We start from the raw sequence: 18,100 nt of genomic DNA on the forward strand, positions 1-18,100 counted from the left end.
GGAATATATGTTGAATCTCTAGGTGTCTATGCCTACCCATTCGGTGCTGCCGTCTGTCAGCTCCTGTTCTTTCCAAATGGGAACCTGGGCTTTCACACGGTCGGCCACCGCCTCGCAGGCTTCGAAGGCCCGCCCACGATGTGCCGCAGCGGCAAGCACGGTCAGCGCGGACTCTCCTATAGCGATAGGACCGACGCGGTGAACTGCCCACAGACGAACCCCCTCCAGTTCATCCGCTACAGACTGCACAACACGCGCGATATATTCTTTTGCCTGCGGATGCGCACTATAGGAAAGCCCGCGCACCGCACTGCCGTGATCATGGTTGCGTACAATGCCGTCGAATACAACAAGGGCGCCCATGGCCTCTGTCATGACCTGAGCCTTCACGGCGGCGGCAAGTGGTTCTAAGGCTTCCTCGGTAATATCGGTGAAAATGACAACCGAACCGGTGGGCTCAGCGCCGTGCGCCCCGCTGTGGTCGAGACCCTGCGGCTTAGTGGTCATGATAGTCCTCCATCTGGCGGCAAATATGTTCCACGAGTGGGTCCAGGGTTTTCACTCCATCTTTAACCCCGCCGCGCGACCCGGGCAGAGTCATCACGAAGGTTTTATCGATCACACCCGCAACCCCACGTGAGAGCACGGCGGAAGATACGTTCTGCAGGCCGTTCGCCCAGAAAGCGTGCATGATTCCGGGGATTTCCTTATCCAGATGCGGGCGCACCGCCTCTACGGTCTGATCGTCCGTGTTCAGCCCAGTACCGCCGCTGGTGAGAATAAACGTGGGCAGGTTATTATTCTTCTTCCCATCGGCAATGAGGGAGTTGAAGTAGTCGATAATCTGCCGGTCTTCGATCACGACGGCGTCCGGGGTCTTAAACCCGCGTGAACGCAGCCATTCAACTGCGATAGGCCCCGATTTATCCTCATAGATACCGCGGGCGGCGCGAGTAGACGCCACGATAACAAGCCCGGTCAGATTCTCGGGAAGCTGGATTTCTTCTGCACTCACGATGTGCTCCCTCTCGTGCTGTTGTTCATAGGTTTTCCTTCTGGGCTTCACAAAATAGCAAAGTGGGGAACGCTAAACAGCCCAGTCACCGGATTTTCCGCCGGATTTCTCTAGTACCCGAATAGTGCTGATCACGGCGTATTTATCGACCGCCTTAATCATGTCGAAAATCGTCAACGCTGCGGTCGAGACCGCGGTCAGCGCCTCCATCTCAACCCCGGTAACGCCCCGGGTTTTCACCGACGCCACAATGCGTACAAAATCCTCGCCACGCTCAAAATCCAGGGTAATTTTACCCAGCGGCAGCGGGTGGCACAGCGGAATAATATCCGGGGTGCGTTTAGCGCCCATAATACCCGCTACACGTGCAACCGGCAGGGCATCACCCTTAGGCAAATCGGCATCAAAAATCTTGGCGATCACATCGGCGCGAGTGTGCACGGTTCCCTCAGCGAGCGCCGTGCGTGTGGTGACGTCTTTCAAGGTCACATCAACCATATGGGCCGACCCATCGGCGCGCACATGAGTCAAGTCTTGGGCTGGCTGTGCCGCATCGGGGTGAAGATTCTTCTCAGTCACGATATGTCCTTAAGATCTGTGTTGGGGTGAGGGTTCAGCCACGTTCAGTTATCCGTAAGCCGGATGCGGTGGTACCGCACCGCTTCTCCCCCAGTGTACGTGGTGCCCGGCGCCAGCTCGATGAGCACATCGGCGGTCGCAGCGTGATGCAGCAAATGCGATCCGGGCAAAACATCGGGGTATAGCTCCACCCGATAGGTTCCCGGTTCGGATTCAACCATCGCCAGGTTACCGCGCAAAAATTGGCGTTTATTGGCCGGTGCCGTCAGCGGTTTATCAATGACGAGCACGCCGCGCGGGGCATTTTCGAGAGTCGCCATGCGCGAGGCCACCTCGTGCGGGGTGCCGTAAGGTCCGCCCGCACGCAGGTAGGGGCGAAGCATCAGCACATAGGAAATAAGGGTACTGACGGGGTTGCCGGGGAAAGAAATCATGGGCAGGCGATGCCCGTTGAAATCCAGCACGTTCACGCCCTGCGGTCCGCCGGGCTGCTGGCTCACATGTCCGAACCAACTAAGCGGAATTGGCAGCCCCAAAGACGGTGCCATAGCGATGGCATTACGCACAACCTCGTATTTGCCGTGGCTGATCCCGCCGGAGGTGATAATAATATCCGGTGCGAAAGTCTCATATTCTTCCCGCAAGTGCTCGATCAGAAGCTCCGGATCGTCTCCGATCGAGATGCGCCGCACCACGGCGCCGTCCTCGACCAACATTGAGGTGAGCATGGGACCGTTAGCATCATAAATCTGGCCGTAGGCGAGCTCTGTGGCCGTATCGTCACCGTCTTCGGTGAGGGTGGGGCGAATCTCGTCGCCGCCGGTGCACACCAGCACGCGCGGTCCGCAGGCAACCGTCACGCGGGTATACCCCTGCGCGGCGAGTGTACCCAGCAGTGCGGGGGTCACGCGCTCGCCAGAGCGCGCCATGATTTGCCCAGCTACCACGTCTTCGCCACGGCGACGTATAAACTGCCCTTTGGGCGCCTGAGGGAGCCTAATTTTTTCGCTGGGACGCCCGAAGGATTCGGGTAAGTCTGGGTATTCGATGCGCTCAGAATGCTCAACCGGCACCACCGCAACATATCCCTTAGGAATGGGGGCACCAGTCATAATCGGATAGGTTAAATCGTCGGATGCGCGCGAACGCTGCAGCGGCCGCCCCGCCGGAATTTCACGCCCCACCGTAAAGATGCGGTTCTCACGGCTGGCGCCCTCGGCGGTTAGGGCGTAACCATCCATCTGGGAGTTATCGAAACTCGGTACATCAAGCCTGGCCAGCACATCCTGCGCAAGGATACGGTCGGTAGCACGCGCCAGCGGCAGGTTTTCGGCGCGACCAATAAAAGTATCACGCAGTAAAAGCGCCAGATAGGCGCGATACTCTTCGGTGGTGGGGGTGCCATCGAACTGGGGCTTGTGCATCTGTACTCCCAAATGGTGATGAATTATCTACTAGCTATTGTAAGAGGCTTTGGCACGCAGTTTCTTCACCACGGAAAATAGGCCAAGCAGCCCAAAGATGCACACGTACAGGCTTATGAGCATGAGGGCGTTACCCAATGCGGAGCTCATGCTTCCGCTGGCAATCGCCAATTCGATACCGAGCGGAATAGTTTCAGTTTTGCCCTGCACATTACCCGCGAAGGTGACGGTGGCACCGAATTCGCCGAGCGCACGTGCGAAGGAAAGTAGGAAAGCGGTGGCAATTCCCGGTGCTGCTAAGGGAAGGAGCACCCTATAGGTGATTTCGGAGGATTTTGCCCCTTCCACCCGAGCTATCTGCTCATATTCTTCAGGAATAGCCTGCAGGGTTGTTACGGCGGTCGCCACGAAGAAAGGCAGAGCCACGAAAGTTTGGGCAAGAATAACTGCGGTGGGTGTAAAAGGAATTATGATGCCCAAGTGGTACAGATGTTCACCGATCATGCCCTTACGTCCCCAGAAGAAGAGCAGTCCCAAACCCGAAACCACCGGGGAGAGGATCACGGGCGTATAAATAATCGCGTACAGTACTCCCCCAAATTTTTTCAGGCGAGAGCGGCTGAGAACTTTAGAGAGCACCAGCGCTAGGGGGGCGCCTAAAAGCCCGCAAATCAGCGTCGAAATACTGGCAGTGGTGAGCGAGAGACGCGCGGCGTCGAGAACTTCTTTGTCGATAATGTCGTGCAGGCGCATCCAGGGGATGTTGTACAGCAAACCCACAAGCGGACCCAGAATGAGCAGGAAACCCAGGAGCGCGGGAACGACAAAGTAGCGGGGAACGGCGGTGAAAGCGGTATGTTTTTTCACGGGTACGTCTTTCGGAATCTGCGGCGACGCAGCCGCCTCCTGTAAGAATCTCGCATGGTTCTTTCAGGAGACGACCGTTACGTGACAGCTGTTGTGCGCTGAAGATTCTAGTTTGTCTGAGGAGACTCGAAGTCGTACTTCGCCAGAATCTTCTGGGCTTCATCCGAAGAGAGCCATTCGTTAAACTTCTTCGCAGCATCGGAGGAAGAACCCTTGGTGGTCAGTGCTGCGGGGTACTCGTTCCTGGGAACATCCGGCAGGTCTACCGAGCCCAGGTTTTTGCCGTCTTTCTTAGCGGCGGCAAGGTCGGTCGTATAGATGAAGCCAGCATCCGCGTTACCAGTAGTGACCTTGGTGGTCACCTCGCTCACGTTGCCTTCGGTGGTCGCGTTCTTAAGCTCAATATGGTGTTTCTTGAGCTCTTCGTCCGCCAGGGTACCGCAGGGTACGTTCACCTTGCATACGGCGACAACGCCTTCGCTGTTCTTCAAGTCGTCCAACAAATTGATCTTGCCGGGGTTACCCTCGGCGGTGACCAGCACCAACTTGTTGGTGGCGATAACCTCGCGCTTGGCGTCCTTGAATTCGTCGAGTTTAGCCGCCTTATCCATATTCTGGGTGTCGGCGGTAATCAGGAGATCCGGGCTTGCGCCCTGCTCGATTTTCTGCACCAGCTTGGAGGAACCTTCGAAGGAGTAGGTGATCTCAACGCCGGGGTTTTCCTTCTCGAATGCTTCCTTCAGCTCAATACCCGCATTGCGCAAGGAAGCAGCCGCATAGACCTCAACCTTGCCAGACACGGATCCAGATGCTGCCGAAGAAGCAGAGGCAGACGCATCGGTGTTAGAGGAGTTGGAACCGCATCCGGTCATGGCGACAGAGGCAAAAAGTGCCGCGCTGGCACTGGCAACCTTCACCGAAGTTTTCATAGTGTATGTCTCTTTTCTGTGGTGTGATGACGCACGATAACGTGCATTCCCGCCGCGATAATAATGTGCCGTACGTTTGCGCTCGATGTAACTTAAGGTACGCACACTATCACCCATACCCGCAGACATGGAATAATCTAATTGTCACCTCTAATATACGAATTTTCTTTGAGGTCATTCCATGGCATACACCGCCGGTTCAGGCCGGACACAGCTTATTGCGGGTCCCGTGTTACGCACCTTAGCTTCTGAGCAGGATGCGAACACGGCTTTTGTTACGCCCGAAAATTCTGGTGACGCCCAAAAGCCCTTACATAAACCCGCACGTAAGACCCCATATATTACAAACCGCGGTCCGCTCTTAGATAGGTGGGGGCGCATCGCCACCGATTTGCGGATTTCACTGATTGATAAATGTAATCTTCGTTGCATTTATTGCATGCCTGCCGAAGGTTTGGAGTGGCTGCCTAAAAATAATCTGCTGACATCCGCTGAAATTGCACGCCTTGCCGACATCGCCATTCGTGAACTTGGAGTCGAAGAAATTCGTTTTACCGGCGGGGAGCCCTTGGTGCGCGCAGACCTCGTCGATATTATCGGGCGAATTCACCGCGAACACCCCACGATTCCGCTGGCGATCACCACCAACGGCATAGGACTTGAAAAACGTGCGCAGGCGCTCGCCGATGCCGGGTTGAGCCGTATTAACGTCTCGCTCGATACCATCTGCCCCGAAACCTTCGCCGAGTTGACCCGCCGCGATAAGCTGGGGTCGGTTCTTAAAGGTATTGACGGCGCGGCAGCAGCGGGTCTAAAACCCATCAAAATTAACGCTGTGCTCATGCCCGGTATCAACGACGCTCAGGCCCCCGAACTTCTGCAATGGGCACTTGACGGCGGCTATCAGCTGCGGTTTATCGAGCAGATGCCGCTAGATGCCGATCACAAATGGACGCGTGAAGGAACGATTACGGCGGCACAGATTCGCACGATGCTCTCCGAACACTTCGTTCTGGGCACGGTCGCCGAAAAACGCGGCGACTCCCCCGCCCAGCTTTGGGAGGTCTACCCGCTGGGTACCGCCCTCGACAGTGCCGGGTTCCCGCGCGAAGATACCGCTTCGCTCGGGCGCGTGGGCATTATCGCCTCGGTCACCGAATCATTCTGCGGAGCGTGCACCCGCACTCGCCTGACCGCCGACGGCAAAATCCGTTCCTGCCTCTTCTCGGATTCCGAAACCGACCTGCTCGACCTGCTGCGTTCGGGTGCCAGCGACCGCGATATTGCCTTGCGGTGGCGCGAAGGTATGTGGTTCAAGCCGCGCGCTCACGGCAAAGAAGACGCTGATTTCGATATTGAAGAGTTCGCTCAAGCAAGCCGCTCCATGAGCGCTATCGGAGGTTAAAACGTGCAGATACATTTCTTCGCTGCCGCACGTGCCGCATCCGGCGTTGCCGAGACACAGGTGAGCCTTACAGATTTGGTCGAGCCGACCCTGCGTGCGCTCGTCGAAAAATTGGGTGAGGCGTTTACCGGGAAAACTGCCTCCGGCATGACCCTCGCGCAGGTTATGCACCAGTGCTCGTTCCTGATCGACGGTACCCGTTCCGAGCTCGATACCGTGCTCACCGATAATGCGCGCGTAGACGTTCTGCCGCCCTTTGCTGGCGGGTAAACTCAGACTTATGGGCTGTCGTTCGCTTTTGATGGTTGCTTCATGTTTTCCGCCAGGATGCGCACCACGCTACCCTTGCTGCCATCATCCCGGAAGGTCTCACCTCTGTGCACACACCGCATGACCCATTACGTGCGCCGGATAACGGTACACGAACCCAGCATTCGGTGACCCGCGCCGCCCAGATTCCCGCGTTCTGCGCCATTATTGTGGCGGGCGGTAAATCTTCGCGTCTCAATCACACCCCGAAGGCCGGACTTTCCAATGGTTCCCACACTCTTTTGGAACGCGCGCTTGATGCCGCCGGGCGGGCACAGCTGCGCGTAGTCGTAGGCCCCGAAACCTTGCCGGTGCCATCGGATGCACTGCATACGCGCGAAGACCCTCCCTATTCCGGTCCTGCGGCGGCGCTTCATGCCGGACTCGAAAAACTCGCGGCAGCCTATGCGGCGCGCGAGAAGGCCCCTCCCGCGTGGTGCCTTATTTTGGGGGTAGATACCCCGCAGATAGCGCCCGCAGTGAAGAAACTTCTCGCGCACACAGTAGATGCATCAACCGAAACTCTAGGGTACTGGGGTGTAGCGGAGGGAGTCTTCCAACCGCTCGTTGGCATCTACCGGTTCGCACCCCTACGCGAAGTCTTTGCAGAGGGCAGCACAAACGCCTCCGTGCGCTCTTTCGTGAAGCGCCTTGCCCCGGTCGCCGTCGAGCTCGATCCCGCGCATACTGCCGACGTCGATACCTGGGAACAGGCACACGAACTCGGCTACAGCACTCCGCGCTGGCTCGACTACTAATAACCCATCAACTTCAGCAGAGGATTCCATGTCTCACCACCATCCACCCGCCGTTTCCTGGCATGAAGCACGCGAACTGCTTCACGCCGCCGCGAGCGCGCTCACCCCAACGCTGAGCACCGAGGCTCTCCCCCTGCAGGCGACCATCGGCAGGTATGTAGCGGAAGACCTGACGGCGCGTATGCCTGTGCCGCACTATAGTTCTTCGGCGATGGACGGGTATGCGGTCGCCGGTGCACCGCCTTGGCGTCTCGTATCGCCGGATTACCCCGAGGATGCGCGCACAAACGTTCACCGTCTGGCGGTGCCCATTACCGCTGGGGAGGCAACCCCGATTCTCACGGGTGGGCTTCTGCCCGAGGGGACCGAGGCGATTGTGCGTGAGGAGCATTCCCACCGGTACGAGGGTGCTGGTGCACTCGGTTCGGGAATTCACTATCTTGACATGGCGGAGGGTTACACTGCCCCGAAGCCCGGAACAGATATCCGGTATGCGGGCGCGGAGCTTTCTCCCGGAGCGATTCTAAGCTCTCGCGGCGATCTTATGACGGCGCAGCGCGCGGCATTCTTGGGAGTCAATGGTTTTGACGAGCTTCCCGTGCTTAAGAACGTTCCGGTTCGGTGTGCCTTCACGGGGAACGAGGTTATTACCTTTGGTATGCCCTCTCCTGGCCAGGTTCGGGATGCGTTCGGAGGTTTTCTGGAAGTCTCTCTCGCCGCCGCCGGGTGCGAGGTGCGTCCTTCCGCACGACTTGCGGATATTGCCGAAGAATTCCACACCTTTGTGACGACTTCGACCGCGCGCATCCTGATTTTTACGGGCGGGTCGAGCACGTCCGGGGTAGACATGGTGCGGCAGACGCTTACCGATATTGGTGCCGAGTATATTTTCGAGTCGGTGCAGGTGCGACCGGGGCATCCAGCGTTGGCGGCAAAGATTCCCGCGCCCGCTGAGGGTATGAATGCGGGACAAGAGCGTTTGGTGCTGGGTCTTCCCGGTAACCCGTTAGCGGCGTATACGGCGTTATATTCGTATCTTCCCATAATCCTGGCGGGGCTGCGCGGTCTGCCGATTCCGGCGCTTGATCGGGCCGAACTCGCTACAGATATTCCGCCTCTGCGCAAACGTTCTCAGCATCGTCTCATGCCGGTGCGGGTTTCTGAGGGTAAGGCGTATCCTCTGGACGCTCTAGCCTCTCATATGCTTTCAGGGCTGGCTCAGGCGACCCACTTCGCTCTCGTGGATGCGACCGGCCAGCGGGCGGGCACGCACGCAATTCTCGTGCCTGTTTTCTAGCCCGCACATCGTTCTGCTGTACGGGCCGCGTTACCTCAGTACCCCGATCCCCGCTCAGTAAAAAACTTGCCGCACGAGGGAAGATATTCCGTACTGTAAACACGTGCTCGCACAGGGTTCTCGGTGCATCCGGGAGGCTGTATAGTGTTGGGAGATTATCTGACACGCGAAAGGACGCGCTATGGCACAGCCCAAACTCGGCGATGTTGCCGCCCGTGCCGGGGTTTCGCCCACGACAGTCTCGCGAGTGTTGAATAACCGCGGCTATTTGAGCCAGAAGACTCGTGATAAGGTTTTTACGGCTATCCGCGAGCTAGGTTATCGCCCTAATGCCATTGCCCGTTCGCTTCAGGAACGGCGTTCGCATATTATCGGGCTTATTTTTCCGACCGTGGCGCATCCTTTTTATGGGGAAATGGTGTACCGTTTGGAGTCGCGTTTGGCGAACGCGGGTTACCGGGTGATTCTGTGCAATAGCGATGAGCAGCCAGAGCTTGAGCACCGTTATTTAGATATGCTTTTTGCCCATCAGGTGGACGGAATTATTACCGGCTCTCATTCGCAGGCCGTCGCGCAGCTTCCTCAGGTACAGGCGCCGCTGGTGGCTATTGATCGCCCCGAAACCGGTCCTTACCCCAATATTCGTTCCGATAATTATGCGGGCGCACGGCAAGCGACCGAGCATCTGATCGGCACTGGGGCGCGGCGTATACTGCACATTACCTCGACCCTAAGTGAACAGAATTTGCGGCAGAGAGGTTATGCGGATGCACTCACCGCCGCCGGGCTATCACCGGATTTTCTGGAGCTTGGATTTCACGAGTCAGCGGAGCATCAGCGCAAAATGCTGTACGAATACCTTGATGCGCATCGCGGCGCCCAACCCGTTGAGGCGGTTTTCGCATCGAATGATACCTATGCGTCGCTCACCTTGGCTTGGGCTCAGAGCCGCCGGGTGCAAGTGCCCGAGGAATTTCAGGTTATAGGTTTTGACGGCACGGATACGGTTCACACGCTTCTGCCCGAACTTGCGAGCGTGGTGCAGCCGATTGATGCTCTTGCCGAGCGTGCCGTTCGGCGTTTAACGGAGGCGATCGCAGCCGAGACCGAGGAAGATGCAGAACCCGCAGATGCTAGGGGCGGTGAGGATATTCTGCCGGTAACCCTGCGGTTGGGCGGCACGGTGCGACCTGCACGAGATTGAGCGTTGTGCATACGCCGTATCACGTGTCTAATATGCCCAAACGACCGCTCAAGCTTTAAGGTATTTCCTCTCAAATATTTCAGATAAAAATACGTGTCTTGAACCCTCGCAACGTCAGAATTGCGAGTGCTCAAGACACGCGGCGATGAATTGGGTACGTTCTATGAGGAGGAGCCGGCGAGCTCCCGCATCATGAAATGTCCCTCGTCGTGAGAGTCTTCTTCACGGACAGATACGCTGTGCTCGTCATCCTGAGCGGTTTCAAGATTCATGGGGTACAGCATGCCCATATAGGGGTCTCCCGAGGCGAAGGTGCCCATAGGAATGAACCCAAGACGCTCGTACAGAGCGGCACTGCGTGGGGTGGATGCCTCCAAATATGCGGCGGTACCGTCAAAACGGTCAATCGCGTGGCGCAGGAGCTCCGTTCCAACCCCAAGACCCTGAGCTGCCTTTCGTACCGCAATCGTGTGCAGATACCAGTGCTTAAACTTCGGACGGTACTTGTGCAGTTCACGATTCTCAGCCATCACATGCCGCATAGTACGTGGTCCCAAGATCCTCATGAACTTCGCGTTATCTCGAAGCTCTTGTTTGACATCGGTCTGCTGATTTTCGGGGGAAAGCCACAGGGCAGTACCCATAATCTTTCCGTCGAGATCAACGGCGACGTCTACACATCCGCGAGGCAGATAAGTGCCTTCGAGCTGGACTTCAAAACGTGCGCGCAGTTTATCTTCCTGCGGTTTTTCGCCCAAGACCTTGTACATATAGGGGTCGTTCAGGAACGCCTCGGTGAGCGTGTCAAGAACCTGCGATATTTCTTCTGGACGAGCTTGGCGGACGGTGTACGGGGTGGTATTCATGATGATCACCTTTCATGTGGTTGGGTACTGGCTATCGGCTGGGATGGGTTCTCAATCCCCTCTCAATCTCTGCATTTTTATGCAGAAAAAACTGACATATATAACGTTATCTAACTCACCAGAAACGAACAAGGAGGTACGACACATTTCCCTACAGCGTCACACCCCATTCAATGTAACGCGGAATTCTGCGAAACCATTGTCACCACAACGAAAAACGTGGCACCCCATCAGAGATTTTCGTGATGGGGTGCCACGCACTTTATGCACCTCTAAGCGTAAATTTATGTCTCGCTCAGTGAAATCTATGCCGAAGTTTTCTCTTTGAGGCCAACTTGAAGCAGGTTTTCACCGGCAGCAACCGAGGCACCCGAAGTCTGTGCATCACGTACGGCGGTGGTGAGTTTCTTCGCGTTGGTGATGACCAGCGGGGTCACCAGCACATACCCGGCATCCTTGATGGCGGGAATATCGAACTCGGCGAGAACATCGCCGCGTTTGACGGTATCACCCTTAGCAACCTTAGGGATAAAGTGCTAGCAGTCCAAAAGGAGCCGCCGCGCGGATGTTGTCCACGCCTCCGACATCCTGCAGCACGCGCTCTGCCACTGATTTGTGGTCCACGCTACTCTCCTTTGGATTGGCACCCCGAGGTGCTGTCTGTGTTAAAGGCGGTGAAAAATCACCGTTTCGTGATATGTCAATCGCTTGACATGTTAGCATGCAGTATACCCAAAGATAGGAGCCTGGGACCATGAAATCCCAGGCTCCTGCACAATATATTTTTTTACTTATGAAACTCCCTAATGGGGCTAGTTTTTCCGAGCATACTCCAGCGAAAGAACCTTCCCGCCGGTCAGACGAACACGGCGTTTCTCACCCTTGAAGAAGGTGCGGGCGCTAAATACCTCTGCACCCAGCGAAGCCGCAAGCTTACCGCCCACGAAGAGTTCGGCGGCCGAGCCATCGACGAGCAGCTCGAACTGGCGGGTCTTAGCGCGTTTGAGGGTACGGCGGCGCAGGCTGCCTCCCTCGGTGTAGCGGGTTCCGCCACGATCCATCTGCACGAAATCCTGATCCAGTACGATACTCAGCGCCACGCCGTGCGTATCCTTAATCTTAATTTTCACGCGCTCATCGGCAACGTTCAGGCGGCCGCGCAGACGGAAGACGCGCGCATCCTTAAGTTCTTTGAGCTTGCCTTTCTCGTCTGGCTCGATTGGCTGAAGCGGCATGGCGTCGTCAAGCTGGGGCACAGGATGCTGATAGAGCTTACCGTCGCGCAGATGCAGTTCGCGGGGGAAGGTCATCATATGCACCCAGCGTTTCGACCAGGACGGCTGGTCGTCCTGCTCGGCATTGCCGAACCAGGCGATCATCACAGTTTCGTCGTGGGGCGCGTCCTGAGCCGCTGAGATTCCGGTGCCCGAGATAGTCTGCGGGGCGTAGAATTCGAAGCCCGCATCCAGCTCGGTAAAGGGGGTTTCTACCTTGAATTTGAGGGTTTTCGGGTTGAACTTACCCACAATATAACCGCTCTGGTAGATGTTGAGGTACTTCTCCCCCATCGGTTTTAAACCCTGCGGGCTGAAGATGAGCACATCCCGTATCTCGCCGGTGACTTCGTCACGCAGCTGCAGCAGAGAGGGACACTCGAACATGTAGCATTTCTCAAGCTCTTTAGCCTTGATGCCCAGCTCGCCCTTGAATTTCCAGTCGCGGCGATCTTTCGAGGCGTACACAACCACGGCACCGGTCTTATCTTTGCGCTGCGCGCCGATGACCATCCACCATTTTCCGTCGCGCTCAAATACGTGAGGGTCACGATAATGAGCAGTGTAACCATCGTGAGGACCAGAAATAAGCGGCGGAAGCTGGCGAACGGGGCTCGCATCTTTACCCGCGGTGGCAAGAATCTGGTAGGCTTCACGCTTATTCTTGGAGTCTTTGACGTTGCCCGTGTAGAAGAACTCGAAACCGCCCTTCACGCGAATACCCGAACCCGAGTAGCATCCGTGGGAGTCGTAGCGGGTATTCGGAACCAGCGCGGTCCCTACGTCTTTCCAGTCTACGAGGTTGGTGCTCACGGCGTGGCGCCAGTACACTTTGCGTTCAGGGTGAAGCGGCGAGTACTGGTAGAAGGCGTGGTAATTATGCCCGTCATAGACCAGTCCGTTGGGGTCATTCAGTCTTCCTACCGGAGGCGCTAAATGCAGCGCCGGATAGTCGCGGTCAGATCGAACAGCAGCGCCGAAGGTATCCAGAACGTCTTGTGCCTCAAGGGCTAGGTCTCGTTCGGGGCGCGCTTTCGATGCCTTCTTTGAGGTCTTGGTTTTCTTCGGGCTCATGGTCTCGATCTTTCCAACTCTCAGATATCTGTGCTCTGCTCCCCCGACTGTTGGCAATATACCTCTGAGTGGGGGTTCAAGCGTTATCATACCAGCCCATGAGCGCCCTCCCTAGGGTCATGTGCCTTTTATCGTCTGATGTACAGGCAGACTCAGCATCGCCACAGCTGGCGTACAGCTTAAAGGTTTTCCGGGGTTAGATTCCTTCCTGCATATTGTAAGAACAACACGTTTCGTGTTTAAGGATTAAAAGCCGCTGGGCGGCGCATCCGTAGTGGATGCGCCGCCCAGCGTAATAAGAATCGAGAAGAAATCGATTACTTGAGGGTAACGGTTGCGCCTGCGCCCTCAAGCTGCTCCTTAGCCTTCTCAGCGTCTTCCTTGGAAGCGCCTTCGAGGATGGGCTTGGGTGCGCCGTCAACGAGGTCCTTTGCTTCCTTCAGTCCGAGGGAGGTCAGGGCACGAACTTCCTTAATCACGGCAATCTTCTTGTCGCCAGCGGATTCGAGGATAACGTCGAATTCGGACTTCTCTTCAGCAGCGTCGCCGCCGCCAGCGCCGCCTGCTACAACTGCAACGGGAGCTGCAGCGGTAACGTCGAACTCTTCCTCAAATGCCTTAACGAACTCAGAAACCTCTACGAGGGACAGTTCCTTGAAAGCTGCAATGAGTTCTTCGATGGACAGCTTAGCCATGTGTGGCTCCTTCACTATCAGGTGCGGGTCTTGCCCGCGGTCTGGTTTATTAGTACCCTGCCCGGGCGGGCGGGTTGAAGTTTTGGTACGTTTTCACGCGATGAGGTGCGGGGAGCTTATGCTTCCTCCGAAGCCTCCTCGGCTGCAGCGGGGGCTGCGCCTTCCTGCTCTTCCAGCTTGACGCGCAGTGCATCCACAGCCTGGGCAACGCGGGCAATAGCAGCCTTTGCACCACCGGCAACCTTGGACAGCAGAACCTCGCGAGATTCGAGGTCAGCGTAGCGCTTCACATCGTCCTCGGTCAGGGTTTCACCCTCGTAGTAACCGGTCTTCACGATAAGCTGGGGGTTTGCCTTGGCAAAGTCACGCAGTCCCTTAGCGGCATCAACGAGGTCACCCTTGATGAATGCCAGCGCGGAAGGACCCTGAAGCTGGCCCTCAAACGAGTTGATGCCAACTTCCTTTGCTGCAATAGCAGCAAGCGTGTTCTTCACCACGGCGTATTCGGTCTCAGCACCGAGTGCGCGGCGCAGCTCCTTGAGCTGTGCCACCGTGAGACCGCGGTATTCGGTCAGGATGACTGCGTTCGAGGCTTCGAAGAGTTCCTTCAGCTCGGATACTGCAGCGATCTTTTCCTGAGTCGCCATGGTAGTTCCTTCTTCCGATTCTTGTAAGGTCGCCGAATAAGTGCAGTATTTGGGGCAATAAAAAATGCCCCGACGCACAGGCGTACGAGGCAGACAGCATGAAAATGCATCCACGTAGGATGAAACTGTCACATCGGGCACCTGCGCGGGCGGCGATTTCCCGACAGGAAATCTGCTCTTATCAGAGATTAGGCTGTGTTCTCTTACGGCAAGATACCGAAATTTGCACAGCACATAGCTCTAGACCGGCGGTCTTTGGTCTAATCATCATGACAGGTTAAATCGGCAAAAGCAAGTTCTTCCTTCCCAGAAAGCATACCTATGCGAAAAATCATTCTTTGGACTGTCGTCCATAAAAACAATTTTCTGACCAGGCCTGTTCTGGTCGCTTTAGCTCATTATGTCCATGAGGCCGGTGAAGTTCTAGGACCTTGTGCTTTACAGATAGTGCCGCATGCCGTCGGCAAAGATAAAACAGTGATGCGGAGGAACCTGAACCTGTACCCGTTCCCCCGATGCAAGGACGGGCAGGGCGAGCGCATCCGGCTCAAAAAATTCGAGGGGCTGCCCACCGGAAACCTGCAGAGGAACTCGCGCTGAACCGTCATGCGACGCGGCATATAAAGTCACCTCTGCCTGCGTTACAGCACGGTAGAGTGTACCGCCCACCTGCGGGAGTACCCCCTGAACCTGCACCGGTATCGTATTCTCCACGGGATTCTCAGCTTTGACCTCCACGCGCCGCAGCGAGGTTGCACGCACATAGAGTGAAGCCCCTTCCGGAAGATGCTGCCCCTCCGTGAGAGTCAGTTCGTTCAGGGCTGGCGATGCTGTCAACCGCGCCGCCTGCAGCGTGTGCGGATTTGCCAGCAAATGCTCGGGGGTATCGACCTGCACCAGGTACCCGGCATCCATGACCGCCACGCGCTGCCCAAACTGCAGCGCCTCATTCTGATCATGCGTCACGTACAGCCCCGTGAACCTGTATTCGGCGTGCAGACGCGCAATATCCGCCCGAATACTTGCGCTCAGTTCTTCATCAACACTCGCCAGCGGCTCATCGAAAAGAACCACAGGTGCTTTGCGAATGAGGGCGCGCGCAATACCCACACGCTGCGCCTGCCCGCCTGAGAGTTCCTGGGGTTTGCGGCGCTGAAGCTCGCCAATCTGGAGCGCATCCATAAGATCCGTATAGTAATTTTTATCGACCTTTTGGCGGTAGCCGCGCAGGGTAGTTGGAAAAAGAATATTCTTACGAACCGACAGATGCGGGTACAGAATCGGGTGCTGAAAAACGAACCCTACCTGCCCGGCGCTCAACGGCTGACCCGCATAGGTAATACGCCCGGCGTTGGCTTCCTCAAGCCCCGCAATAATGCGCAAAAGCGTAGATTTACCGGTTCCGGATGCGCCCACCAGCGACACCATCTCGCCCGGCTCCACCTCAAGGTCGATCTCACGCAGAACGTGAGTATCCGTCCCAAAACTCTTCGCGACACCACGAATCTGAAGCCCGCCGTGAGTCGTCGTTGAGGAAGGTTGAGGTGTTGAACCTTGAGTTGTCATGCTTCTATTATGACCTCCCGGCGTTCTACCCGAAAAGCAGTGCTACAGCCCGCACGTTCCTGAGGACCTGAGGATCTGTGTTCGATGAAACTACCGCACTAAAAGCCTGCCGCGTATCGCCAGCATCAGCGTCCCGAGCCAAAGCACCGCGATCAGTGCGGTGCCAAGAATCCACAGCGCCCAGCCAAGCTGCACGAGCTGAGAAACCGCGACCAGATGCATTCCGGCGCCCGCCATAGCGCCCAATCCGAAGGAGAATCCCCACAGGCTCATGGTGTACCCGGCCTTGAGAACCCACGGCACTAAGCGAAGCAGGAACAGCAGCTGAAGCACCCCGTAACCCGTGAGCACTAGGAAAACCCAGTCCACGTGCCCGCCATTAGCTGCCAGATAGGCATTACCGCCCACAAACGGAGGGGCCAGCTGAACCCCTATAATGCCGCGTACTGCAGGATCCAATGCAGGTTCGGTGCGCAGGCGGCTCAGGATTGCAGCCTCCACGCTAAACCACGAGAGAAGACCCATACCGAAGAACAGCATCGCCCAGTCGCGGTGCCCCAGCGCTCCTAACCCGGACGCGGAGGCAAAGTTCGCGGCCACCGTTGGCAGGTAAATGACCGGAGTTGTCGCCGCAACCGTATGCGTTCCACGCCAGAGTCCGGCGGTGCGGTACATCGAAAATGCCAGCTGCCCCAGCACACCGATAAGAATCAAAGCATACCCGAGCGGTGCCGCATAGGGGTACGCGGATATCCCGACCTCAATGGTGGTGACCGGAACCAGCGCCAAAAAGCAGCACATCACGAGGTCGCGAAGTTCGCTCTGGAGCGCATCGCGACGGGTTATAAGTTTGATGGCAAATGCTGCGATCAGTGCCAGCCAGGTTGCCGAGGCGAGCGCCAGTATACTCTCCCCCACCCAGGACGGTACCAAATTTGCGGTGGCACCGTACCGCCACGACAGCCCCAGCGCACTCGTTCCCAGCGCTACCGAAAAATAGCTCGTCGGAATAGGGAACGGTTTTGTGGTGGTAGGCGTACCCAAAGGTACGGGATGCGCGGCGGCGGTACTCATGTAATCCTCCCGGGGTATATGCACAGTATACGGCGGCGCTCGCCCCTCCGAGAGCGATGCGAAGATCGTGTGTCAGCGTTTTAACGCCACGAAACATAAGAGGAAAGAAGCTCCGTTTATTCCCGACGGTTTTATGCAGAATAGATATGTCGGCAGAACCGCTGGGAAATAACATGGGAGCGGAAATGTGGAACGGAAGCGTGTTGCTCTAAGCCTGCTTCAAGCTGGGTGGTTCTTCTACAAATCTTGAGGGATACGGTGCCAGAATAAAGAAAACCCGCCGCCCGTGCATACAGTACGCATGGGTGGCGGGTCTTTCACGTCTGAGAAACCCGCAGGCTTCCTAGAATCCCAGCCTTAGGCTGCAGCCGAAACTACGGATGCGGGATCAACCGGAATGCCGGGGCCGAAGGTGGTCGCAACGGTAGCCTTCGAGATGTAGCGTCCTTTAGCCGAGGAAGGCTTCAAACGGTTGATCTCTTCCAGAGCGGCGTTGAAGTTCTCTTCCAGCTGCTGAGCAGAGAAGGATGCCTTGCCGATGATGAAGTGCAGGTTCGAGTTGCGGTCAACGCGGAAGTCGATCTTGCCACCCTTGATGTCTGCAACAGCCTTCGCAACATCCATGGTCACGGTGCCGGTCTTGGGGTTCGGCATGAGGTTACGGGGACCCAGAACCTTACCCAGGCGACCAACTTTACCCATCATATCGGGGGTTGCAACTGCCGCATCGAAGTCGGTCCAGCCGCCAGCGATCTTAGCGATCAGTTCGTCCGAACCCACGAAGTCAGCACCCGCTGCCTCAGCTGCGGCTGCCTTATCGCCAGCCGCGATAACAACCACGCGAGCGGTCTTACCGGTGCCATGGGGCAGGTTCACGGTGCCGCGAACCATCTGATCGGCTTTACGGGGGTCAACCGAGAGGCGCAGAGCCACCTCAACGGTTGCATCAGTTTTAGCGGAGGAAGTCTCCTTCGCCAAGGCTACTGCCTCAGCGGGGGTGTAGAGTTTACCCTCTTCAATCTTGGCTTCAGCCGCCTTGTACGCCTTGCTGCGCTTTGCCATCTGCTTATCTCCTTATGCAGTTGTGGTCTCGTGAGCCGCGCTCGACTCTGCCACA

General features: G+C 56.8%; 19 protein-coding genes and 1 pseudogene. 5 read left to right on the plus strand and 15 right to left on the minus strand.

Annotated features, from left to right (window positions below; genetic code table 11):
- Positions 1-18: 18 nt before the first annotated feature.
- The 6 genes from HMPREF2981_RS03720 to modA all read right to left on the minus strand — a co-directional run bounded on the left by HMPREF2981_RS03720 (position 19) and on the right by modA (position 4,814).
- Positions 19-507 (minus strand): molybdenum cofactor biosynthesis protein MoaE, encoded by a 489-nt coding sequence (locus tag HMPREF2981_RS03720; RefSeq protein WP_048779644.1) that lies wholly within the window; start codon positions 505-507, stop codon positions 19-21.
- The gene (locus HMPREF2981_RS03725; RefSeq protein WP_037231153.1) at positions 497-1,015 is read right to left on the minus strand and encodes a MogA/MoaB family molybdenum cofactor biosynthesis protein; all 519 of its coding nucleotides are present in this window, start codon (positions 1,013-1,015) and stop codon (positions 497-499) included. The genes HMPREF2981_RS03720 and HMPREF2981_RS03725 overlap by 11 nt, the downstream gene beginning before the upstream one ends.
- A 72-nt stretch (positions 1,016-1,087) precedes the next feature.
- Complete coding sequence (gene moaC / locus HMPREF2981_RS03730; protein WP_048779642.1) at positions 1,088-1,594, minus strand: cyclic pyranopterin monophosphate synthase MoaC; 507 nt, start codon at positions 1,592-1,594, stop codon at positions 1,088-1,090.
- Between the two features lie 44 nt (positions 1,595-1,638).
- Entirely contained in the window at positions 1,639-3,018 is a 1,380-nt protein-coding gene (locus HMPREF2981_RS03735) for a molybdopterin molybdotransferase MoeA (RefSeq protein ID WP_070554012.1), read from the minus strand.
- Positions 3,019-3,048: 30 nt separating this feature from the next.
- Positions 3,049-3,885 (minus strand): molybdate ABC transporter permease subunit, encoded by an 837-nt coding sequence (locus HMPREF2981_RS03740; RefSeq protein ID WP_083313849.1) that lies wholly within the window; start codon positions 3,883-3,885, stop codon positions 3,049-3,051.
- 107 nt (positions 3,886-3,992) lie between these two features.
- A complete protein-coding gene (gene modA / locus HMPREF2981_RS03745; protein ID WP_070660871.1) occupies positions 3,993-4,814 on the minus strand; it encodes a molybdate ABC transporter substrate-binding protein in 822 nt (273 codons plus the stop codon).
- Positions 4,815-4,995: 181 nt separating this feature from the next.
- Here modA and moaA point away from each other — a divergent pair, with 181 nt between their 5' ends.
- The 5 genes from moaA to HMPREF2981_RS03770 all read left to right on the plus strand — a co-directional run bounded on the left by moaA (position 4,996) and on the right by HMPREF2981_RS03770 (position 9,787).
- A complete protein-coding gene (gene moaA, locus HMPREF2981_RS03750) occupies positions 4,996-6,219 on the plus strand; it encodes a GTP 3',8-cyclase MoaA (protein WP_070554008.1) in 1,224 nt (407 codons plus the stop codon).
- A 3-nt stretch (positions 6,220-6,222) separates the two neighbouring features.
- Positions 6,223-6,489: a MoaD/ThiS family protein gene (locus HMPREF2981_RS03755; protein WP_004005316.1), complete on the plus strand. Its 267-nt coding sequence runs from the start codon at positions 6,223-6,225 to the stop codon at positions 6,487-6,489.
- A gap of 107 nt (positions 6,490-6,596) precedes the next feature.
- Positions 6,597-7,286, plus strand: a complete 690-nt coding sequence (locus HMPREF2981_RS03760; protein WP_246825242.1) for a molybdenum cofactor guanylyltransferase — start codon at positions 6,597-6,599, stop codon at positions 7,284-7,286.
- A gap of 28 nt (positions 7,287-7,314) precedes the next feature.
- Positions 7,315-8,583 (plus strand): molybdopterin molybdotransferase MoeA, encoded by a 1,269-nt coding sequence (locus tag HMPREF2981_RS03765; protein WP_070660873.1) that lies wholly within the window; start codon positions 7,315-7,317, stop codon positions 8,581-8,583.
- A gap of 181 nt (positions 8,584-8,764) precedes the next feature.
- Positions 8,765-9,787, plus strand: coding sequence for a LacI family DNA-binding transcriptional regulator (locus tag HMPREF2981_RS03770; protein WP_070660876.1), 1,023 nt, complete (start codon positions 8,765-8,767; stop codon positions 9,785-9,787).
- 161 nt (positions 9,788-9,948) lie between these two features.
- On the opposite strand, the gene HMPREF2981_RS03775 is transcribed toward HMPREF2981_RS03770, so the two are convergent.
- From HMPREF2981_RS03775 to rplA, 9 genes and pseudogenes are all read right to left on the minus strand, one after another.
- A complete protein-coding gene (locus tag HMPREF2981_RS03775) occupies positions 9,949-10,653 on the minus strand; it encodes a GNAT family N-acetyltransferase (RefSeq protein ID WP_048779626.1) in 705 nt (234 codons plus the stop codon).
- 305 nt (positions 10,654-10,958) lie between these two features.
- Positions 10,959-11,096: a hypothetical protein gene (locus HMPREF2981_RS11200; protein WP_239668192.1), complete on the minus strand. Its 138-nt coding sequence runs from the start codon at positions 11,094-11,096 to the stop codon at positions 10,959-10,961.
- A 21-nt stretch (positions 11,097-11,117) separates the two neighbouring features.
- Positions 11,118-11,183: pseudogene (locus HMPREF2981_RS11205) on the minus strand (hypothetical protein); the annotation flags it as partial.
- A 282-nt stretch (positions 11,184-11,465) separates the two neighbouring features.
- On the minus strand, positions 11,466-13,001 hold the full coding sequence (locus tag HMPREF2981_RS03780) for a glycoside hydrolase family 32 protein (RefSeq protein ID WP_070660879.1): 1,536 nt from the start codon (positions 12,999-13,001) through the stop codon (positions 11,466-11,468).
- A gap of 317 nt (positions 13,002-13,318) precedes the next feature.
- Positions 13,319-13,696 (minus strand): 50S ribosomal protein L7/L12, encoded by a 378-nt coding sequence (gene rplL / locus HMPREF2981_RS03785; protein WP_004005325.1) that lies wholly within the window; start codon positions 13,694-13,696, stop codon positions 13,319-13,321.
- A gap of 116 nt (positions 13,697-13,812) precedes the next feature.
- Positions 13,813-14,343 (minus strand): 50S ribosomal protein L10, encoded by a 531-nt coding sequence (gene rplJ / locus HMPREF2981_RS03790; RefSeq protein WP_004005327.1) that lies wholly within the window; start codon positions 14,341-14,343, stop codon positions 13,813-13,815.
- Between the two features lie 438 nt (positions 14,344-14,781).
- Positions 14,782-15,909 carry an ABC transporter ATP-binding protein gene (locus tag HMPREF2981_RS03795; RefSeq protein ID WP_070660882.1) on the minus strand — a complete coding sequence of 376 codons (1,128 nt, stop codon included), beginning with the start codon at positions 15,907-15,909 and terminating at the stop codon, positions 14,782-14,784.
- Between the two features lie 90 nt (positions 15,910-15,999).
- Entirely contained in the window at positions 16,000-16,983 is a 984-nt protein-coding gene (gene tehA / locus HMPREF2981_RS03800; RefSeq protein ID WP_070660885.1) for a dicarboxylate transporter/tellurite-resistance protein TehA, read from the minus strand.
- A gap of 357 nt (positions 16,984-17,340) precedes the next feature.
- On the minus strand, positions 17,341-18,045 hold the full coding sequence (gene rplA / locus HMPREF2981_RS03805; protein ID WP_048779618.1) for a 50S ribosomal protein L1: 705 nt from the start codon (positions 18,043-18,045) through the stop codon (positions 17,341-17,343).
- Positions 18,046-18,100: the final 55 nt, after the last annotated feature.

This window comes from Rothia sp. HMSC069C01 (assembly GCF_001814655.1).
Classification (GTDB): domain Bacteria; phylum Actinomycetota; class Actinomycetes; order Actinomycetales; family Micrococcaceae; genus Rothia; species Rothia dentocariosa.

Coding starts and splice junctions, on each gene's coding strand:
- tehA (WP_070660885.1), bottom strand. CDS start 16,983: ATGAGTACCGCCGCCGCGCATCCCGTACCTTTGGGTACGCCTACCACC.
- HMPREF2981_RS03775 (WP_048779626.1), bottom strand. CDS start 10,653: ATGAATACCACCCCGTACACCGTCCGCCAAGCTCGTCCAGAAGAAATA.
- modA (WP_070660871.1), bottom strand. CDS start 4,814: ATGAAAACTTCGGTGAAGGTTGCCAGTGCCAGCGCGGCACTTTTTGCC.
- HMPREF2981_RS03720 (WP_048779644.1), bottom strand. CDS start 507: ATGACCACTAAGCCGCAGGGTCTCGACCACAGCGGGGCGCACGGCGCT.
- rplA (WP_048779618.1), bottom strand. CDS start 18,045: ATGGCAAAGCGCAGCAAGGCGTACAAGGCGGCTGAAGCCAAGATTGAA.
- HMPREF2981_RS03735 (WP_070554012.1), bottom strand. CDS start 3,018: ATGCACAAGCCCCAGTTCGATGGCACCCCCACCACCGAAGAGTATCGC.
- HMPREF2981_RS03770 (WP_070660876.1), top strand. CDS start 8,765: ATGGCACAGCCCAAACTCGGCGATGTTGCCGCCCGTGCCGGGGTTTCG.
- rplL (WP_004005325.1), bottom strand. CDS start 13,696: ATGGCTAAGCTGTCCATCGAAGAACTCATTGCAGCTTTCAAGGAACTG.
- HMPREF2981_RS03765 (WP_070660873.1), top strand. CDS start 7,315: ATGTCTCACCACCATCCACCCGCCGTTTCCTGGCATGAAGCACGCGAA.
- HMPREF2981_RS03795 (WP_070660882.1), bottom strand. CDS start 15,909: ATGACAACTCAAGGTTCAACACCTCAACCTTCCTCAACGACGACTCAC.
- HMPREF2981_RS03780 (WP_070660879.1), bottom strand. CDS start 13,001: ATGAGCCCGAAGAAAACCAAGACCTCAAAGAAGGCATCGAAAGCGCGC.
- moaA (WP_070554008.1), top strand. CDS start 4,996: ATGGCATACACCGCCGGTTCAGGCCGGACACAGCTTATTGCGGGTCCC.
- rplJ (WP_004005327.1), bottom strand. CDS start 14,343: ATGGCGACTCAGGAAAAGATCGCTGCAGTATCCGAGCTGAAGGAACTC.